Source organism: Leucobacter chinensis, from assembly GCF_019049105.1.
Classification (GTDB): domain Bacteria; phylum Actinomycetota; class Actinomycetes; order Actinomycetales; family Microbacteriaceae; genus Leucobacter_A; species Leucobacter_A chinensis.
This window is the reverse complement of sequence record NZ_JAHQZR010000020.1, coordinates 1-18,813: the sequence shown is the minus strand read 5'-3', so window position 1 is coordinate 18,813 and position 18,813 is coordinate 1. Positions and strand designations below refer to the sequence as shown.

The window sequence follows — 18,813 nt, the reverse complement described above, 5'->3', positions numbered from 1 at the left end:
CCGGGCACGATAGACAAACCAGGGGCTCCTCTTCAATAGATGGGTGAGTGACTCACAACCAGCCTGGCAAAGAGGGGCCCACCCAAATTGTTTGCACTTTTCACCCGTTTGAGGCCGAAAACCGCCTGAAAGTGCAAACAATTTCGCGGCAGCTGCGGTTGCTCCTGATACTTCTACGGCGTGAGGTAGCCACCAAAGTGGGTGAGGTGGGCTTTACGAATCTTTCTAGGCTGCGTGTTTTTCTGGGGGGGGGGGGGAGTTACAGAAATACCTCAAGAGTTCGGGGTCTACCTTCCGGACCCAGAACCCTACGCTCAGCGCCACTCAGCCGCTCAAGCAAGGGCTGCGCGAAGCTCATCGTCTGACAACTTGCGGTCTGCGTAGACCAGCCGAATTGCACTCGGGCCGGGGTTGCCAGCGTCTGGGGCGCGATGCCGCAAAATTAGCCCACATTTCTCGGCAACTCGGGCGCTCGCATGGTTGTGCTCCAAGAGATACGCGATCACCGGTAGCTCCGGAACGACAAGCTGCGCTCGATTGACCGCCACCTTCGAAACACGGCTGGCAATACCGCGGCCCTGTGCGTTCGCAGCCAGACGGTATCCCAGGTTCCAGAAGGTTTCGTTTCTGACGGAGCAACCCACGTGCCCGAGGACCTCTCGGCTCACCACATCGCGAACAATCCAGGCTGCGAGTCCGTCGCGCTCCCACGCATCAATCCACGATGTGACCATCGCAGTGGTCGTTGCGAGGTCGGTGTGCCGGCTAGAGGGAAGATGCGTCCAGACTTGCGGATCTCGGTAGATCTCATGCAGTGGCTCAATATCGCCCGTGGTAGGAGGGTCAAGACGAATGTCACTAAGCACTGACTCGTACCCGCGCTCGTTACCCATGCTGCGATTATGACAGTCGGTGATGGGTAAAAGCGTTACACCGTATCGCCTTGAACTGGCTCTCGGTCTTCGACTTCCACCCCAGCGCCGGCGCCGATACCTCTACACGTGTTCGCTCGAGCGAGAGAGCTGCTTAGCGGCTCTATTTGCTTTGAGACCAGCGAGCAACACCCAAATAAGCGACCAGAGTGCTGATGCAATGATGAGCGAAGCGATGATCGAGTTGGTGACGTTCTCAGAGACTCCTAGGAAGAAAAGGGGCGCACTGAGCAAAGCGAGGGCCGAGCCGATCAACATTCCAAGCCCTGCGATTTTGAGGCTTAGGCCCCCTGCAACATGGCCAACCCTCCAAGCCTCATCAGAGGCGAGGGTGTGCCGAGTACGAAGTCCAAGTGCTCTATTGCGTGCGATGTCGCCGTTCTCGCAGGCTTTGCCTACGGTGAATAGCCCGACTCCGAACAGGAGCAAGAAGGCGGCCATCACCATTCCCATCACCACAGTTTCGGCCATGCATCTGACCCTAGCAGCGTCACACTTCCGCGCACTAGATCGCGTACCCCGTAACCGGTCCCTCGGCATTCGGCTTCCACCCCAGCGCCAGCGCTACGTGATCCTCGAACGACTCGAGTACGTGCAGCTTGTGCTCGCGGCTGAGCTGGTTCGGTTGGAAGAGGTGGGGCCTCAGAGGTTTAACAAGGCGAGTATTCTTGTCAATGCGGTTCCCATTCTGGGGTGGCGCCATGTCTCGCAGGGGAGGAACCAATGATTGCACCGGACCTGAGAGAAGAGCTGGACCGAATATTCGCCGCGCGGGATCGGTCAAATATGGCTCCGACGATCGAGGCGTTTCTTCGTGTGCTTGACGCGTTCCCGGAAGAACCCGAAGTGCTCTACGAAGTGGGCGGCGCATACGATACTGACGGCCAGGAGGCCGTTGCTGCCGTCTACTACCAGAGGGCCCTGGAAGCAGGTCTGCAAGGGAAATGGCTGAGGCAGTGCTACCTGCAGTATGGAAGCACGCTTCGCAACCTCGGGCGGTTTGACAAGAGTCTGGCCGTCTTCGAAGAGGGGCTTGTCGCGTTCCCAAATTCCGAGTCTTTGACGGTATTCAGAGCGCTGACGCTGCACGCGATGGGTGACACTGCTCCCGCTCTAGGCTCGCTGCTTGTTCTTATCGCGGATCGGCTTCAGACCGACGAGATCATGCGATACGAGGCGGCCATTCGCGGCAATGGTGCTTACCTGGAATCGTTGGGCTCAGAAAACTAAACCAGCCTCATGTTCCCATAACATGAGGCTGGTTCCACTCGTGCAGCAATTCCCTCGCCCGAATGGCTAGATCGCGTACCCGGTAACCGCCCCCTCGGTATTCGGCTTCCACCCAAGCGCCGGTGCCACGTGCTTCGCGAAGGACTCGAGCACGTGCAGGTTGTACTCGGGGCCGAGCTGGTTCGGAATCGTCAGCATGAGGGTGTCGGCCGCCATCACGGCCTCGTCGTTCTTCAGCTGCTCGATGAGCACCTCGGGGCTGTCGGCGTAGGTCTTGCCGAAGGTCGAGCGCAGCCCGTCGATGACGCCTATCTGATCCTGGTTCTCGCGTGAACGCAGCCCGAAGTACATCTCGTCGCGCTGGTTCATGATCGGGAAAACGCTGCGGCTCACGCTCACGCGTGGGGTGCCAGTGTGGCCGGCGGCGCGGTAGGCCTCGCGAAACTGCTCGATCTGCTGGCGCTGCAGCACATCGAAGGGCTCGCCGGTGGCCTCGGTGAGCAGGGTCGACGACATGAGGTTTAGGCCCATGCGGCCGACGTCTTCGGCCGAGGCGCGCGAGCCGGCTCCCCACCAGATATGGTCGCGCAGCGTGGGCGAGTGCGGCTCGATGGGCAGGTGAACGCCGGGGCCCGTCATCTGCGGGTCGCCCTCGGCGATGCCGCCGCCGTCGATCGCGTCGAGAAAGAGGTCGAACTTGTCGCGGGCGAGGTCGGCGCCGCGGGGGTCGCTCGAGCCGGTGTAGCCGAATGCCTCGTAGCCGCGCAGTGCCGGTTCTGGTGATCCTCGGCTGATGCCGAGCGCGAGTCTTCCGTCGGCGATGTAGTCGAGGGCGGCCGCTTCTTCGGCGAGGTAGAGGGGGTTCTCGTAGCGCATGCCTGGGTTGTAGCACCCGTTGTCAGTGTCGGCGCGCTCTACAGCACAACGTTGACGACAATCCTGGCTGGTTTTCGATGAAAGCGGCTCTTCCTGCGCTGAGCGTCGGTGCGATGATCGCGTGCTCCACCCTCATAGAGGCGCATCGAGTACTTCGCGCAGCTGATCGACGGTGGGCGAACCAGCCAGCCCGGCAGGAGTGCGGAACACCCGACAGGCAAGCCCCACCGGCGTGTGCTCGTCGGCGAAGGGGTCGGAGCCGTCAATGAGGACGGTCGGGGACCCGTGGAACCCGAGGCGGGCGGCGTCCTCGGCGGTCTCGACTCGCTGATGCGCGACGCGGACGTCCGATCGGCCGTCGAGGGCCTCGGCGAGCCGCCGGTCGAGCACCACCCAGTTCGGGCACCCGTCGAAGTACTGCAACGTGATCTCCATGATCCACTCCTCTCAATCTCTGTCCGCGCGGACCGTGGCCGGTGACGCCGTCTCAGGCGACACAGCCGCCGCCGGGCGCTTGGCACGCGCGGCGCGCAGCCCGTTGGCGATGACGACGAGCTCGGCGACCTCGTGGACGAGGACGACCGCGGCCAGGCCGAGCACGCCGGTGATGGCCAGCGGCAGCAGCACGGTGATGATCGCCAGGGACAGCACGATGTTCTGGTTCATGATCGCCCGGCCACGGCGGGCGTGCCGCAGCGCCTGCGGGATCAGGCCGAGGTCGTGGCCGGTGAAAGCGACGTCGGCGGACTCGATCGCGGCGTCGGAGCCGGTCGCGCCCATCGCGATGCCGACGGTCGCCCCGGCCAGGGCGGGGGCGTCGTTGATGCCGTCGCCGATCATCGCGGTGGGCGAGGCCCCGGAGAGCTGGGCGACGATGCGGGCCTTGTCCTCGGGCCGCAGCTCGGCGTGCACGTCGCCGATCCCGGCGATCTGCGCGAGCGCGTGCGCGGTGCGGGCGTTATCGCCGGTGAGCATGCTCACCTCGACGCCCTGGGCCCGCAGCGTGCGCACGACCTCGGGGACCTCGGGGCGCAGCTCATCGCGGACGCCGATCGCCCCGGCCAGCTGGCCGTCGACGGCCACGAGCACGCAGGTCTGGCCCTCGGCCTCCAGGTCCTCGACCCGGGCCTTGAGCGGCCCCGCATCGATCCAGCGGGGGCTGCCCACCGTCACCCGGCGGCCGTCGACCAGGCCGCCGATGCCGTGCCCGGCCTCCTCCGTCACGTCCTGCGCGGCGGGGGCTCCCTTGCCCGCGGCGGCGATGGCGGCGGCCAGCGGGTGCGTGGAGTGCTGCTCGACGGCGGCCGCCCAGGCGAGCACCTGGGCGTCGTCGAACCCGTCGGCGGCGACGACGGCGGTGACCTCGGGCCGGTTGCGGGTCAGGGTGCCGGTCTTGTCCACGGCGAGGTGGCGGATGCCGCCGAGGCGTTCGAAGGCGGCCCCGCTCTTGATGACGACGCCGAACTTCGTCGCGGCCCCGATCGCGGAGACCACGGTGACGGGCACCGCGATCGCCAGCGCGCACGGGCTGGCCGCGACGAGGACGACCAGGGCGCGGGTGATCCAGGTCTCCGGGTCCCCGAGCAGCGAGCCGAGCACGCCGACCAGGACGGCGAGGACCATCACGCCGGGCACCAGCGGGCGGGCGATCCGGTCGGCGATCCGGGCCCGTTCGCCCTTCTCGGCCTGGGCCTGCTCGACCAGCTCCACGATGGTGGTCAGCGAGTTGTCGGTGCCCGCCGCGGTCGCCTCGACCTCCAGCACACCGGCGGTGTTGATCGCGCCCGCCGAGACCGCGTCATCGGGGGCGACCTCGACCGGGATCGACTCGCCGGTGATCGCCGAGGTGTCCAGGCTGGAGCGACCGGACCGGACAATCCCGTCGGTAGCGACCCGCTCGCCGGGGCGGACCAGCAGCACGTCGCCGACGGCGATCTCCTTGGCCGGGACCTCGACCGAGGCACCGTCGCGCAGCACGGTCGCAGTCTCCGGCACGAGCTTCAGCAGCGCGCGCAGGCCGCCACGGGCGCGGTCCATCGCCTTGTCCTCCAGGGCCTCGGCGATCGAGTAGAGGAACGCCAGCGCGGCTGCCTCCTGCACGTAGCCGAGGATCACCGCGCCGACGGCGCTGATCGTCATCAGCAGCGCGATCCCCAGCTTCCGCCTGACGATCAGGTTCCGCAGCGCGCCGGGCACGAACGTGTACGCGCCCAGCAGCAGGCCCGCCCAGAACGCGACCAGCGCCGCGAGGTGCAGCCCCGACCACTCCAGCACCAGGCCGGTGCCGAACACGACGCCAGAGAGGATCGGCACCACCAGTCCCGGGTCGCGCCACCACGGGCTCTCGGCCTCCTCGGCCTCTTCGGCGGCGCTGGTGGTCGGCTCGTCGCAGCCGCAGGCGGCGCTCACGAGGCGTCCCCCGAGCCGGTCGCGGCGCAGCAACCGGGCACCGAGCAGTGCGGGTCGATGCACGGCGCGCTCTCGTCCACCGCGAGCGTGACGTCCACCAGCGCCGTCAGCGCCGCCGCGAGGTGCGGGTCGGCGATCTCGTAGCGGGTCTGGCGGCCCTCGGGCTCGGCGACCACGATCCCGCAGTCGCGCAGGCAGGTCAGGTGGTTCGACACGTTCGAGCGCGTCAGCCCCAGCTCGCGCGAGAGCACGGTGGGGTGGCTCGGGCCGTCGAGCAGGGACATCAGGATCCGGGAGCGCGTCGGGTCCGCCATGGCCCGACCCAGCCGATTCATGACGTCGAGGCGCGAAGCAATGGTCAGCATACACTGAACTATACAGCGCGGACTGACCTATCGTCCAGTAGCAGGGCTGCCGCACGCGCTCCGCGCGCTTGCCCTCGGGAATCACGGTCACCTCTTGCGCCAGCTCGGCCACGTCGACATCCCGCGACCCTTCCACGTCTCCACAAGACCGGCGGCCCACCGGACGGACGCGAAGAGCCCGTAGCCGGCCCCGGCGAGGCCAGCGCCTACCACGAGCCACCGCCCGATGCCGAGCCACACGCTCCCGTCCACGTCCAGTGCCCACTGAGCACCCGTGATGAGCCCGGCGATGCCCATCCAGAGCCCGGCGACGACGACCACCACCGGCAGGAGGGCGAGGCACATCGCGGCGGCGGCCGACCACAGCTGACGGGCCTCCAGCTTCGAGGTGGCGGCGATGATCCGCTCGGCCCGTTCGTTCGACGCGTCGAGGTTCGCGGTCATCGTGGTCGACGCCTCTCCGGTGACCTGCTCGACGGCCTTCTGGACCCGCTCCTCGATGTGCTTCTCGATCCGTTGGACCGCCCCGCCGACCTGGCTGACGAGGTTCTGGTTCGCCGCGGCCTGCGCCTTGAGCCCCTCAATCGCCGATGCCGTAGCCGCGTGATTCCTCTGCGCCTCCGCGACCAAGCTCTGCGACGCGGCGTTCAAGCTCTCGCCGTTGAGACTCTGCGCGAACTCGCCGAGCGTGCTCGCGATCTCGTTCTGCCTGCTCTCGATACTCGCGATCCTCGCGGACACGTCGTTGGAGAGCGAGGAGGTCGACGCCGGGGCCGTGATCCGCTCCAGCCGCGTCGTCGTCTCCTCGTCCATGACCTTCACGAAGCCCGTGAGCTGCCTCTGCTGCTCGGCCAGCCGGTCGAGCCTCGCGTTCTGCGCCTCGACGGCGGCGAGGATCGAGGTCAAGGTCTCCGTCATCTCGGGACTTTCGAGCTGCGGCGGCGATCCGCTCTGCGCGTTCTGCTGCTTCAGCCTGTCGAGCGCTGCGCTCATGGTCCTGCTCCTTCTGCTGCTGGTGGTAGTCGAAGAACGCCTGCGCGCCCTCCGGGGTGAAGTCCGCCGAGAGAGCGCTCGTGCGCTTGCGGCGCTCGGCGCGCCCTGACTCGCCGCGGCGGTCCTCGATATAGAGGGTCCACGTCTCCTTGCCGACGTTCTTGCCCCGCTTGCTCACGGCGGTGTGAAGGCGCATCCGCGGCACCGGCTCCCCGTCGTCGCCGAGCTGCTGGTTCTGCTCCGCGATCACCGCTTCGAGACCAGCCTTGTCCGTCGCGCGGGGATCGGCCAGGGCGGCGCTCATCCGGTCGCCCATCTCGCGGTCGAGCCCACCCTCGGTGAAGTCCTCGCGGCGCAGCTCCCAGTCCTTCGGCGCGTGCTCCAGCCGCTTCACGACCGAGAGCCCGTGCTCGCGCATCAGCTCATCGTTTGCCGACTGCACGCCCTTCTGTTTCCCGGCCTTGCGGTCGTGGAACGTGCGATAGTCCGAGAGCGCCTTTCCCGTGCGGTTGTTGTGGTTGATGACGAGGATGTGGTTGTGCGGCTTCTTGCCCCGCCCATCCACATGACTGACGACGAGGCAGTCGGAATCCGGGTGCATCTTCTTCGCGAGCTGATAGCCCAGATCGTTCACCCGCTGCACGTCCTCCGGATTCTCCGGGTCGAACTCCTCGTCGCTGAAGCTCTGCCGATAGTGCAGCGCCTCGACATCGCGCTTCGTGTTCTGCGTGAGAGCACGGGCGCGGGCGGAGAATGCGCCGGGGCCTCCCGGCACGTCGCACGTGATCGAGACCCCGCGCTCGTCCTCCCTGCCCCGGATGTAGCGTTCCGTGTCGGCGGCGCTGGTGCTCGGACTGTAGTGCGTGGTGCTCACGATGCCGTCCGATCCCCGAGCAGCGCCCGGACCTCGCGCAGCAGCTCGATCAGCTCGGGCACCTCCGCTGACAGCGTCACCGTCTCACCGGCCCGCGCGCGGCGGTCCAGGTCGTTGACGTTGATCGCCAGCGGGCGCACCTGCGCGGCCAGCTCCCGAGCGTCCGCCGAGGCCTGCGCGCGGGCCTCGACCCCGAGCAGGTGCGCGGCCACGGCAGCGTCCAGCTCCTCGCTCCGGGAGGCGTGGAGGGCATCGCGCACGACGCTCCGCACCCACGTGCTCGGAGCCAGCCCGAGCCGCTTCGCACGAGTGCGAAGCGCCGCGAGCGTGGCCTCTCCGAAGTCGGTATCGAGCTTCGCGCGGCCCCCACGACGACGCTTCGCGCCGCCGTGACTCTGACGCACAGCCTCCGCATCAGCCCGACCGGTGTTCACCTGGGAGTCGGTCTGCTGCTCCACCTGTACGCCAGAGTGGCAAGCAGTAGCCGTGTCGGACATTTCGCTGACGCTCATGTCCTCCCCGGCTGCTTGCGAGGGGCCTCCGGCCCCCTCGACCCCCTGGAAGAGCGCATCGCGTTCGGTGCTCATGCGGCACCTCCGATCAGCGCCAGCGGCACGTCAGGGCTCCGCACCGCGAGCCCGCCCAGCAGCTCAGCAACCGCGCCCTCAGCGTCATGTTCCGCCGAGGTCTCCGGACCGTAGGTCAGTTCCCGCGACCCGACGTTCTGGTGATACGCGTTGCCGTACATGCCGGGCGTGTGTGCGGCGGTCGGGATGCTGCACTGGTGCCACTCGTAGGGCTCGATCTTCCCAATGTGCTGCACGAGGTAACGATTGATGTCGTCGGCACGATAGACCTTCACGACCGAGGCCAAGCGGCGGATGAACTGGTCCAACGCCTCGTCCACGTTGCCCTTCTGGCGGGCGTAGTAGAAGAACTCGACAGGCTCGATCGTCGCCGTGATGACGATAATGCGCGGGGCCACCTCGCCCTTGTTCTTGTACCGAGCCTTCGCAGGCGAGGCGTTGTACGGATCAAGCAGCAGCAGCCAGTCGTTCGCATCCATCGCCGAGGCCCGCAGATCGTCCAGCAGCAGCACCTCCTCGCCTCGCCAGTCATCAAGCGGGTTCCCCGTCGCGGCCCGGTAGACCTGCCACCGCTCGCCGTGCGCGTTCGCCGCGTTGATCGCCTCGGTGATGAAGTCCGTGGCGAACCGGGTCTTGCCGATCCCGGCATCCCCATGGACGAACACCACGTGCGTCGAGAACTCACCGGCGCGGAGCTTCGCCGCCGCCCGGTATGCGCGGCGCTGGCCGTAGGCCGACAGCGCGTCGTCGATCTCCCGCTGATGCCGCGAGTAGATGTCGAACAGCTCGTCCGTGAGCATGATCTGATCCCGCGTGAACTCGCCCTGGAGCACGCGCTCGCGCATGTCCTCGAAGTTCTCGGCGACGACCTTCTTCTTCACGTGCGCGCGCCCCTTGAGCCAGGTCTCCCGACGCTGGGCGTCGATCCCGAGGTAGTCAGGCCCACGCACCGTAGCGACCTCCGAAGGCGCGTACTGGTGCTTGTCCACGTACTTCACGTGCGTCAGATACGACAGCATGTTGTCGTAGGCGTACCGCCCGCGGCCCGGCTTCTCGACGTACTGGGGCTCGACGCCGATGCCGAACGCGAGCCGATCCAGCGGTGCGCTCTTCGCACGGCTGGCGAACTTGATGACCGCGTGCAGGTGATCGGGCTTCGGCTCGATCACCAGAGCCTTCTCCGTGTCGCTCCAGACCTCGCGCTCGTCCTTGTCATGCACGATGCCGTAGGCCTCGACGACCTCGCAGCCGGTGGCCTCGAGCCGCTGCACCACGTAGGCGAGGATCGCCTCGGCTCCCTGCTGGAGCAGCGCGGCCCCGTTCGGGTCCTCGGCAGCCCAGGCCCAGTGCGACGGATCGAGGTACTGCATGAGCCCGATGCTCGTCGGGTTGTTCTCCTGCTTAGCCACGGCGACCACCCCCGCCGCGGACAGAGCGGAGGGCCTCAGAGAGAGTGCGGCGCCTAAATGACCCCCTATTGACCCCCAAATGAGACCCAAAATGATCCCACGAGGCCACGCGACGGAGCGCGGGCGGAACCGACCGCTGACCAGGCACGTTGTTGCAGGGCGCGGCAATCGACAAGCCCTTGCCGCGCCCGTAGGAACGAATGAGGCTCCCGAAACTCTTAGAGTGCGAAGCACGGCTGCGGACCGTCATCACGACGACGGGCAGCCCGCCTGCGGCGGGTGCCAGGTCAGGCCCTCCGGGCGGGGTCAGGTCGGCGGGGACGATGGTGATGGTGCGGTCGGCGGTGCTCATCGGGCACCGCCCTTGCTGTAGCGCTTGATGACGGCCTGGTGCGTGACGCCGAGGGCGTCGCCGATCTTCGCCCAGGTCACCCCATCGGCGCGGGCATCGGCGACGGCGATCTCGACGGCCTCCTCCAGCACGGAGCGGAGCACTCCAAGGTCGTAGACACGGGCCTCGGAGTCGGTGAGGGAGGGGTCGCCCAGACGCCAGCGGAACGCGTTGACGTGATCGAAAGCAGCGGAGTTGGCGCTCATCAGCGATCACCGCCCATCACGGCGGCGACGGCGGCGCGCTGGCGCGGGGTCAGTGGCGTGAGTGCCAGGCGCTCACCGGCCCGGCGACCGGCGGCACGGGCGGCGGCGATGACGGGATCGAACCCATCAGCCTGCGAAACGGGGGTCGGGTCCTGGTCGAGCCCAGGATGGTCCAGCGCAAATGCGCGGGGAGCGTCGATAACGACAGACATCGGAAGTCCTCAAACATGAGTGTGCTTCCGGTTCCCCGCCACGGTAGTTGGGCTGTTTGACCGGCGACTCATCCGGGAGTAGTATCGCCAGCTTCAAAGTCTGGCCCCCGGTGGGATCTTCTTGTCTGCAACCATTCTCCCATGACTCGACTCACCAGTCCACTGACGAGTCGACTCGCGTGTCAGTCGCGACGCGGCTCTATTCGAATGAGGTCGGGGTCGAACTTCACGTGGCCGGGAGCGATGGGCTCGATGGTCACCGTCACCAGTTCGTCCACGAGCATCCGGCGACGGTCCACGTCCAACGCCCTCCACTTCGACTCGACGACCTCTCGGCGCTCCGCGGTACCGACCGGCTCGTCCACGTCCGCGAGCAGCTTCGCCGCCACCGACACCGAGCGGTCGAGCAGCTCCGCGTCGATCTCGTCGATGCGGGCCTTCACGTCGTTGATCGCCGCGGTGATCTCCAAGACCGGCTGGTGGATGTCTCGCAGCAGCGGGCTCAGTTCCTTCACGCGCTCGACCAGGGCGTTCCGCTCGGTCAGCAGTTCCTCGCGGTCCGGCCCAGCGTCATCCTGCGGCATCACGAGGTCGTGCACGTCCGCCGAGGACAGCCGGGTGAGCACCGCCTCGGTGACCATCGCATCGACGGGCTCCCGTTGGCGGGTGAGGTGGAACTGCTCGCCGCAGCGGTACGTCGGCTGCTTGCGGCTGTTCGTCCCCGAGACAAGCGTCGCGCCGCACCTCCCGCACAGGCCGATCGAGGACAGAAGGTACTTCGGCTGGTTGCCCTGCCTCGCCGACCTCCGCACGTTGTCCTCCAGCTTCGCCACCGCGGCCCGCCACGTCTGCTCGCTGACGATGGGCGGGAACGCCCCGCCCTGCACCGGGTACAGCTCGCCCGAGGCGTAGTGCTTGATGTAGCCAGCGTAGAGCGGGTTCGCCAGCAAGTACCGCACGGCATCGACGGAGAACGCCTGTCCGCGCGCGGTGACGTGCCCGGCACTGTTCAGGTCCTCGCGGATGCGCCGGATCGACAGCGCCGGTTCACCGAGGAACGCGTCGAATGCCCGCCGAACGGCCTCGGCCTCCTCCTCGATCAGTTCCCCCTCCCTCGTCCAGCCGAACGCCTTCCAGGTGGACGCCGGGATGCCTTCGGCCCGGCGTCGCTCGTTCGACCTGATCTGACGCTCGGCCTTGCGTCGTGCCTCGAACCGGGCGAGAGCGGCGAGCATCGTCGCCCGGAACTCGCCGTCAGCCGTAGAGAGGTCGATCTCGCCGTCCACTGTGACGACGCGCAGGCCGAGGTCGATCAGGGTGTTCAAGTCCTTCGTGCTGCGCAGCAGCCGGTCCATGTCCACGGCGACGACCATCGAGAAACGGCCCGCGCGGGCGTCGTCCAGCATCTCGGCCCACCGGGTGCCAGCGCGGCGCTTCTTCGTCGCCGACACCGCGTTGTCGTCGTAGACCTCGACCACGTTCCAGTCCTTGGCCTCGGCCAGCGCCCTGATCTTCCGCAGCTGGGTCTCGACGGTCCACCGGTCGCCCTTACGGTCCATCGAGGCGCGGACGTATGCGGCGACCTCGTTCGTCTTCCTGAGCGATACCAGTTCAACCATGCAACCAAGCTTACGTGAACGGGTGTTGCAACCACGATATGCGCTAGCGCATGTCGATGACGCCGGTTCCGACCTCGATGCGCTTCGTGCGGGCCGCCATCGCGGTGAGTAGCGGCATGGGCGAGGCGGCCTGGCGCGCGAAGTGGTGCACGCGCACGTAGGCGCCGTTCACGCCGATCTCGTCGGCGCCCTCGGCGATCTCGATGGTCTGCTTGAGCATGTCGCCGGCGGTGCGGGTGATTGACCCGGGCACGTCGCCGTAGTGCCCAAATGAGAGGAATCCAAATGCTTTCATGCCGGGTGTAACCGGGCGCCCGGTAAAAGTATTCCCGGGCATTATCTTGCGCGCGAGATAAATCACGAGACGGAGCAAAGCGGCGGATCCGCGACGAGCCAACACCCGGTCACCCTGAAGACCCACGCAAGATCGTACCGGGGTACGCCCCGCTGGTACCCGGGGCCGACGCGGCAGGTGGGTGGCCGGTCGTAGCGTTTGGGTATGAACGATATTTCGCAGCAGATTCCCCTCGTGAGAAGCACCCCCGAACCCCCGAGCGACCTCGTGGTTTCGGCCCACCACGTCGTCAAACAGTACGGCGATGCGGCGAACCCGGTCACGGCGCTCGGCGGGGTCAGCCTCGGCCTTAAGCGCGGCGCTTTCACCGCGATTATGGGCCCGTCGGGCTCGGGCAAGTCGACGCTCATGCACGTTATGGCCGGCCTCGACACCGTCAGCTCCGGCGAGATTCTGCTCGCGGGGCAGCGCATCACCGGCATGAACGACACCGAGCTCACGAAGCTCCGCCGCCGCCAGATCGGCTTCATCTTTCAGGCTTTCAACCTCGTGCCAACGCTCGACGTGCTCGGCAACGTCATGCTGCCCTTCGAACTCGACGGGCGCACGCCGACCGCGGCCGAGCAGGGGCGCATCGACACGATTCTCGCAACGCTTGGCCTCGCGAATCGCCTCACGCACCGCCCGCACGAGCTCTCGGGCGGTCAGCAGCAGCGCGTCGCCATCGCGAGGGCGCTCGCGACGAGCCCCGACATCGTCTTCGCCGATGAGCCGACGGGTGCCCTCGACTCGCGCACGAGCCGCGAGGTGCTCGGGCTCCTGCGCGAGGCCGTGAACAGCTCGGGCCAATCGATCGCGATGGTCACCCACGACCCGGTCGCCGCGAGCTACGCCGACCGCATTCTGTTTCTCGCTGACGGGCAGATCGTGCTCGACTCGGCAGCCATGAGCCCAGAGCAGGTCTCGCGCACGATGCTGAACCTCGAGCAGGTGAGCGCGTGAGAGACAGGCTCCAGGGGCACGGCGCGACGATCGTTGTCTCGGCACTCTCGACAGTGCTCGCCGTCACGCTCATTCTCACGACCGGTGTGCTCGCGGCGGCGCTCGATCCGAACCTCATGGAGGGCTCTGCGACCTTTCGCATGATGTTTCTCGCGGTCTCGTTCGTGTTCATCGGTATCGCTCTCTACGTCGCCGCGATCGTCACCGCGAACACCTTCTCGACGATTATCGCGGGGCGCACCCGCACGATCGCGCTGTACAGGCTCATCGGCTCGACCTCGAACCGCATGCGTGCTTCGGTCGCCCGCGAGGGCCTCGTCATGGGAGCCCTCGGCGCGCTCGCCGGCTTCGTCGTCGCGACGGGGCTCGTGGCGGGCGGCGTGGCCATCGCGGAGCAGTTGGGAGGCTTGCCAGCGGGGCGCGGGTACCCGCTCTTCGATCCGCTGACGCTCGTCGCGGTGGCCCTCGTCATCGCGACCACGTGGATCGCTGCCTGGGTCGGCACCAAGCGAGTCGGCCAGGTCTCGCCGATTGCGGCGACCGGTGCGGCCGTTGAGCCCTCGCCAGAGGTGGCCGGTGGTCGCGTGGGGCGCACGGTTACGGCGATCATCTTCGTGATCATCGGTGTCGCGCTGATGGGGCTCGGCATCGCGCTCAGCCCCATGGGCATCGTCGTCGCGTTTTTCGGCGGAATGTTCTCGTTCACCGGCATCATGCTCGCTGCGCACCGCATCATGCCGCCTATGCTCGCACTGAGCGGCAAACTGCTCGGTAAGAGCCCCGTCGCGCGCCTCGCGAGTGCGAACGCGACGCGGCACCCAGAGCGCGCCACCCGCGCGACGATCGGTCTCGTGATCGGGGTAACCCTCGTGACCATGTTTGCGGTTGCTCTCTCGAGCTTCGAGTCGATGATGCTCACGGCCTTCGGTGACGACCCTGCCTCGCAAGCGGTGCTCGGCTCGACCATCGCGACCGTCACGGTCGTGCTCACCGCGCTCGTCGGATTCTCGGCCGTCATCGCAGCCGTTGGCCTCGTGAACACGCTCTCGCTCGGCGTTATTCAGCGCACCCGAGAGCTCGGCCTCTTGCGCACGCTCGGATTCACAGGTGCGCAGGTGCGCGGCCTCGTGATCGTCGAGGCTGCACAGATGACACTCACCGCGCTCGTGTTCGGCGTCGTGCTCGGCGGTTTTTACGGGTGGATCGCCGCCACCTCTCTGCTTGCTTCAGAGGTCGGCATTCAGCCGCCGGGCATCCCCCTGCTCGTCATCGCGGGCATCGCGGTGTTTGGCATTGCCCTCGCGGCGCTCGCGTCGTTCGCCCCCTCGAAACGCGCCGTTCGCGTCGCGCCCGTTGAGGCGCTCGCCGCGGCGTGACCCGGGTGGGAGCCTCCGAATTTCCTCGGTGGGCTCCCACACCCGGGGAGTATGGTGGTGGGCATGACTGTTGTGATTGATGCTTCATTTAACCCGATTCCTTCTCTCGACCAGCAGCCTCAAGTTGTTGCGGCTGCAGAGGCGCAGGCCGCAGCACAGGCAGTGTTCGTGAGCACCGAGGGTGAACTTCCCTCGGGTGTGACCGTGTCACGCGAGGCGCTCGCCGCCGTTGGCTTCACCGCGAAGCCAGGGCAGACCTACCCGGTTGCGGGCGAGACCCTCACGGTGCTCGTTGGCGTTGGCGAGAAGCTTGAGACCCAGGCTCAGGTGCGCGATGCCGCGGCCGCCTTCACCCGTGCCGCGAGCGAGATCGCTGACCTCGCCGTTGACGTGCGCGGCCTCGCGATCTCAGCCAGCGAAGCGGCTCAGGCCGTCGTCGAGGGCTCGCTGCTCGCACGCTACCGCTGGGACGAGCTCACGACCGACCCGAAGACCGTAACGCTCGAGAAGCTCACCGTCGTTACCGACGATGAGAAGCAGGCGACCGAGGGCATCGAGCGTGGCCTCGTGCTCGCTCGTATCGCTGGCCTCGCCCGTGACCTCGCGAACACCCCGCCGCGCCACCTGAGCGCCGAGAAGTTTGGCGAGATCGCCCAGAAGCTCGCCCCCGAGTTCGGCCTCGAGGTTGAGGTCTACGACCGCGCGCAGATCATGGAGCTCGGCCTCGGCGGCCTGCTCGGTGTGAACGCCGGCTCAACCGAAGAGCCCCGCATGATCAAGGTCATGTACCGTCCCGAGAACGCGAAGGGCCACCTCGCGCTCGTGGGCAAGGGCATCATGTACGATTCGGGCGGCATCAGCCTCAAGCCCTCGAACGCGATGCACGCGGCCATGAAGTTCGACATGATGGGCGCCGCGGCGGTCTTCTCGTCGATGACCTCGCTGCGTGAGCTCGGTGTTGAGCATCAGGTCACCGGCTGGCTCATGTGCACCGACAACATGCCCTCGGGCAGCGCGACGAAGCTCGGCGACGTGCTCACGATTCGCGGCGGCACGACCGTCGAGGTTAAGAACACCGACGCCGAGGGTCGCCTCGTGCTCGCCGACGGCCTCGTGCTCGCGACCGAAGAAGAGCAGCGCCCCGACGCCATCATCGACATCGCGACCCTGACGGGCGCCGCGCAGATGGCACTCGGCGAGCGCACCGCAGCGATGCTCGCGAATAACGACGAGGTAGCCGCTCAGCTCGAGGCAGCAGCCCTCGTGAGCGACGAGAACATCTGGCGCATGCCCCTCGATCACCGCTACCGCGAACAGCTCAAGTCGAACACGGCCGACCTCTCGAACATCGGCGGATCATCAGCGGGTCTCATTCTCGCCGGTCTCTTCCTGAACGAGTTCGTCGACGGGATCGCCTGGGGCCACCTCGACATCGCAGGCACCATGATGAGCGACAAGAACGACCTCTGGCGTTCAACCGGCTCGACCGGCTTCGGTGCGCGCCTGCTCGCCGAGTTCGCCGCGGCCTTCGAGGCACCGCGCCAGTAGTTCACGACTGCTTCACACTTTCGAGTGACCAACACCGGGGTCTCGGCCGCGATCGTTTGATCGTGACGGGGCCCCGGTGTTGTGTATCGCCACCGTTTTTACACCGTGCGCGACCGGGAAGCGCTGCTTCCCGCGACCGCCTACCGCGCCCATGAGGGTGCAAGGAGTTACCACGATGACCCACATGCCAGACCTCAATACGTATATTCAGCAGATCTCAGACTTCGTGAGCGCATCGCCCTCGTCGTACCAGGCGGCACGCGAGACCGAACGCCAGCTCATCGAGGCGGGCTACGAGGCCCTCGATGAGACCGCAGCATGGCCCGAACTCACGCCGGGCGCGAAGCACGTCGTCGTGCGTGACGGCGCCGTGATCGCTTGGGCCGTGGGCCCAAGCATCACCCCCTCGGCGCGGCTCAACATCTTTGGCGCCCACACCGATTCGCCCGGCTTCAAGCTCAAGCCAAGCCCCGCCTTCGATGCAGAGGGTTGGGCGCAGGCCGGCGTCGAAATTTACGGCGGCCCGCTGCTCAACTCGTGGCTCGACCGCGATCTCGCCTTCGCCGGCCGACTCATCACCCGAGACGGCCAGGAGCTCACCGCCAAAACGGGGGCCGTCGCGCGCATTCCGCAGCTCGCGATTCACCTCGACCGCCAGGTCAACGAGGGGCTCAAACTGCAGAAGCAGATGAACACGCAGCCCGTGCTCGGGGTGAGCCTCGGGTACGGCGAGGGCGATCCGCTGCGGTTGCTTGCTGCCGACGCTGGTATTGACGCCGCCGATATTGCCGGTTGCGACGTCGTCGTCGCCGACACGCAGGCCCCGGCGCGCATCGGGGTAGGCGGCGAACTACTCGCCTCGGGGCGACTCGACAACCTCTCGTCGACCTACGCAGGCCTCGCCGCCATGAAAGGCGCTCAGCCCGCCGAAAACAGCATCGCCGTGTTCGTATCCTTCGACCACGAAGAAATCGGCTCAGAGACCCGCTCAGGCGCTTCAGGGCCGTTCCTGGCCGAGATCGTCGACCGCCTCTATGCTTTGCTCGGCGCCGGCGTCGAAGAACGTGCGCGCGGGCTCGCCTCATCATGGTGCCTCTCGGCCGACGCTGGGCACTCGGTGCACCCGAACTACCGCGAGCGCCACGACCCCAACGTGCGCCCGCTCGCGGGGCAGGGGCCCATGCTCAAGGTGAACGCGCAACAGCGCTACGCCTCAGACGCGCACGGGGCGGCCCTGTGGAGCAGCGTGTGTGAGCGGGCGGGGGTCAAACACCAGACCTTCGTGTCGAACAACGACATGCCCTGCGGAACGACCATTGGGCCGCTCACCGCAACCCGCCTCGGCATTCGCACCGTCGACATAGGGGTGCCGCTGCTTTCGATGCACTCTGCGCGCGAACTCGCACACGTCGATGACCTGTATGCGCTTGCCCTCGTCGCTCAGACGTTCTTCGCCTAGAATGCACGTATGAGCGAGATTTCAAGGGCAGACGAGAGTACACAACTTCCCACCGAACGAATGATGCCGCGGGTGCAAAAAATGGGCAACCGCGACATCGAGGTGACTTTCTTGGGGCTCAACTCGAACGGCAAGCCGTCGTGGATTTTATGGAACCCCAACGAGCCACACCTCATCGGGCTGCTCACGCAGGGCAGCCTCGGGTACAACTTTGAGCAGCGAACCAGTGTTGGCGTGTTTATGCACGAAAACATTTCGCTCAACCGGCTCAATAAAGCCCTCATGGCCTGACGACGGGCCAAACTCGTCGCTTTTTGAGGCCCAATTTCTGGGCGTGTCACGCCGTCTTGCTCGGGCGTGACACGCCAGGGATTAGAGAAAAATGGCCTCGATTTGCACAAGCCCCCGCATTCGCATATGCTTATTTCTCGGTGGTCAACGTGCGAAAGTGCGAGACTGCGGCCCCATCGTCTAGCGGCCTAGGACTCCGCCCTTTCACGGCGGCAACACGGGTTCGAATCCCGTTGGGGTCACGATCACCAGATACAATTAAATAGCACCAGGCCCTGTAGCGCAGTTGGTTAGCGCGCCGCCCTGTCACGGCGGAGGTCGCGGGTTCAAGTCCCGTCAGGGTCGCCAAGAAAAAGAGCCCTTCTTCGGAAGGGTTTCTTTTTCTCAGAAGGCGATCAAAAGCCTTCGGCTCTGTAGCTCAGTTGGTAGAGCGTTCGACTGAAAATCGAAAGGTCACCGGATCGATGCCGGTCGGAGCCACGTGGCGGAGATTACACCGCCGCTGAACCTTCAAGAGGCTTCTACTCTTGGGGGTTCTTTTATTTGCGCATCTGCGCGCTCTTCTTGGCTTTCGACTCTTGGCTCCTAGCGATGCGAGCAGGAACGTGGCCCCGGTGCTCAGCGAGAGCTTTCTTCCAGCGTGTGGTCACTTTCCGCCACCGTCCCTCTTTGCCAGGCTGGTTGTGAGTCACTCACCCATCTATTGAAGAGGAGCCCCTGGTTTGTCTATCGTGCCCGG

18 protein-coding genes, 3 tRNA genes and 2 pseudogenes are annotated in these 18,813 nt (G+C 66.4%); 9 read left to right on the top strand and 14 right to left on the bottom strand.

From position 1 onward, the window contains the following. Nucleotides 1-332: 332 nt before the first annotated feature. Together KTJ78_RS13430 and KTJ78_RS13425 are read right to left on the bottom strand one after the other, a co-directional pair. The gene (locus KTJ78_RS13430; protein ID WP_217136674.1) at nt 333-893 is read right to left on the bottom strand and encodes a GNAT family N-acetyltransferase; all 561 of its coding nucleotides are present in this window, start codon (nt 891-893) and stop codon (nt 333-335) included. A 102-nt stretch (nt 894-995) separates the two neighbouring features. Next, nucleotides 996-1,403 (bottom strand): SdpI family protein, encoded by a 408-nt coding sequence (locus KTJ78_RS13425; RefSeq protein WP_217136673.1) that lies wholly within the window; start codon nt 1,401-1,403, stop codon nt 996-998. Nucleotides 1,404-1,655: 252 nt separating this feature from the next. Here KTJ78_RS13425 and KTJ78_RS13420 point away from each other — a divergent pair, with 252 nt between their 5' ends. Further along, nucleotides 1,656-2,162, top strand: a complete 507-nt coding sequence (locus tag KTJ78_RS13420) for a tetratricopeptide repeat protein (RefSeq protein WP_217136671.1) — start codon at nt 1,656-1,658, stop codon at nt 2,160-2,162. Nucleotides 2,163-2,228: 66 nt separating this feature from the next. Here the strand turns inward: KTJ78_RS13420 and KTJ78_RS13415 are convergent, their stop codons facing one another. The 12 genes and pseudogenes from KTJ78_RS13415 to KTJ78_RS13360 form a co-directional block, all read right to left on the bottom strand. Continuing rightward, nucleotides 2,229-3,038, bottom strand: coding sequence for an LLM class flavin-dependent oxidoreductase (locus tag KTJ78_RS13415; protein WP_217136668.1), 810 nt, complete (start codon nt 3,036-3,038; stop codon nt 2,229-2,231). Nucleotides 3,039-3,170: 132 nt separating this feature from the next. Further along, the gene (locus tag KTJ78_RS13410; protein ID WP_217136666.1) at nt 3,171-3,473 is read right to left on the bottom strand and encodes a DsbA family protein; all 303 of its coding nucleotides are present in this window, start codon (nt 3,471-3,473) and stop codon (nt 3,171-3,173) included. Between the two features lie 12 nt (nt 3,474-3,485). After that, nucleotides 3,486-5,447 carry a heavy metal translocating P-type ATPase gene (locus KTJ78_RS13405; RefSeq protein ID WP_217136678.1) on the bottom strand — a complete coding sequence of 654 codons (1,962 nt, stop codon included), beginning with the start codon at nt 5,445-5,447 and terminating at the stop codon, nt 3,486-3,488. Then, nucleotides 5,444-5,812, bottom strand: a complete 369-nt coding sequence (gene cmtR, locus KTJ78_RS13400) for a Cd(II)/Pb(II)-sensing metalloregulatory transcriptional regulator CmtR (RefSeq protein ID WP_217136664.1) — start codon at nt 5,810-5,812, stop codon at nt 5,444-5,446. The genes KTJ78_RS13405 and cmtR overlap by 4 nt, the downstream gene beginning before the upstream one ends. A gap of 87 nt (nt 5,813-5,899) precedes the next feature. Further along, nucleotides 5,900-6,805, bottom strand: coding sequence for a hypothetical protein (locus tag KTJ78_RS14065; protein WP_440137393.1), 906 nt, complete (start codon nt 6,803-6,805; stop codon nt 5,900-5,902). Nucleotides 6,806-7,217: 412 nt separating this feature from the next. Beyond that, nucleotides 7,218-7,580: pseudogene (locus tag KTJ78_RS14060) on the bottom strand (relaxase/mobilization nuclease domain-containing protein); the annotation flags it as partial. Between the two features lie 95 nt (nt 7,581-7,675). Beyond that, a complete protein-coding gene (locus KTJ78_RS13385; protein WP_217136661.1) occupies nt 7,676-8,266 on the bottom strand; it encodes a hypothetical protein in 591 nt (196 codons plus the stop codon). Next, the gene (locus tag KTJ78_RS13380; RefSeq protein WP_217136659.1) at nt 8,263-9,684 is read right to left on the bottom strand and encodes a Rep family protein; all 1,422 of its coding nucleotides are present in this window, start codon (nt 9,682-9,684) and stop codon (nt 8,263-8,265) included. Before KTJ78_RS13380 ends, KTJ78_RS13385 begins: the two co-directional genes overlap by 4 nt. 339 nt (nt 9,685-10,023) lie before the next feature. After that, nucleotides 10,024-10,272, bottom strand: coding sequence for a hypothetical protein (locus KTJ78_RS13375; RefSeq protein ID WP_217136658.1), 249 nt, complete (start codon nt 10,270-10,272; stop codon nt 10,024-10,026). After that, a complete protein-coding gene (locus KTJ78_RS13370) occupies nt 10,272-10,484 on the bottom strand; it encodes a hypothetical protein (RefSeq protein ID WP_015779966.1) in 213 nt (70 codons plus the stop codon). The genes KTJ78_RS13375 and KTJ78_RS13370 overlap by 1 nt, the downstream gene beginning before the upstream one ends. A 182-nt stretch (nt 10,485-10,666) precedes the next feature. Further along, nucleotides 10,667-12,103, bottom strand: coding sequence for a recombinase family protein (locus tag KTJ78_RS13365; RefSeq protein WP_217136657.1), 1,437 nt, complete (start codon nt 12,101-12,103; stop codon nt 10,667-10,669). Between the two features lie 46 nt (nt 12,104-12,149). Beyond that, nucleotides 12,150-12,398, bottom strand: a pseudogene (locus KTJ78_RS13360) (LLM class flavin-dependent oxidoreductase); the annotation flags it as partial. A gap of 204 nt (nt 12,399-12,602) precedes the next feature. Here KTJ78_RS13360 and KTJ78_RS13355 point away from each other — a divergent pair. The 8 genes from KTJ78_RS13355 (at nt 12,603) to KTJ78_RS13320 (ending at nt 18,554) form a co-directional block, all read left to right on the top strand. Further along, complete coding sequence (locus KTJ78_RS13355; RefSeq protein ID WP_217136656.1) at nt 12,603-13,400, top strand: ABC transporter ATP-binding protein; 798 nt, start codon at nt 12,603-12,605, stop codon at nt 13,398-13,400. Beyond that, the gene (locus KTJ78_RS14035) at nt 13,397-14,776 is read left to right on the top strand and encodes an ABC transporter permease (protein WP_217136655.1); all 1,380 of its coding nucleotides are present in this window, start codon (nt 13,397-13,399) and stop codon (nt 14,774-14,776) included. The genes KTJ78_RS13355 and KTJ78_RS14035 overlap by 4 nt, the downstream gene beginning before the upstream one ends. A gap of 63 nt (nt 14,777-14,839) precedes the next feature. Next, nucleotides 14,840-16,324, top strand: a complete 1,485-nt coding sequence (locus KTJ78_RS13345) for a leucyl aminopeptidase (RefSeq protein WP_217136654.1) — start codon at nt 14,840-14,842, stop codon at nt 16,322-16,324. Nucleotides 16,325-16,499: 175 nt separating this feature from the next. After that, a complete protein-coding gene (locus tag KTJ78_RS13340) occupies nt 16,500-17,783 on the top strand; it encodes a M18 family aminopeptidase (RefSeq protein WP_369808109.1) in 1,284 nt (427 codons plus the stop codon). Nucleotides 17,784-17,792: 9 nt separating this feature from the next. Continuing rightward, on the top strand, nt 17,793-18,074 hold the full coding sequence (locus KTJ78_RS13335) for a hypothetical protein (protein WP_217136652.1): 282 nt from the start codon (nt 17,793-17,795) through the stop codon (nt 18,072-18,074). A 169-nt stretch (nt 18,075-18,243) separates the two neighbouring features. Then, nucleotides 18,244-18,316: transfer RNA gene (locus KTJ78_RS13330), tRNA-Glu, on the top strand. Between the two features lie 29 nt (nt 18,317-18,345). Beyond that, nucleotides 18,346-18,422, top strand: a tRNA-Asp gene (locus tag KTJ78_RS13325). 59 nt (nt 18,423-18,481) lie between these two features. Continuing rightward, nucleotides 18,482-18,554: transfer RNA gene (locus tag KTJ78_RS13320), tRNA-Phe, on the top strand. The last annotated feature ends 259 nt before the right edge of the window (nt 18,555-18,813 follow it).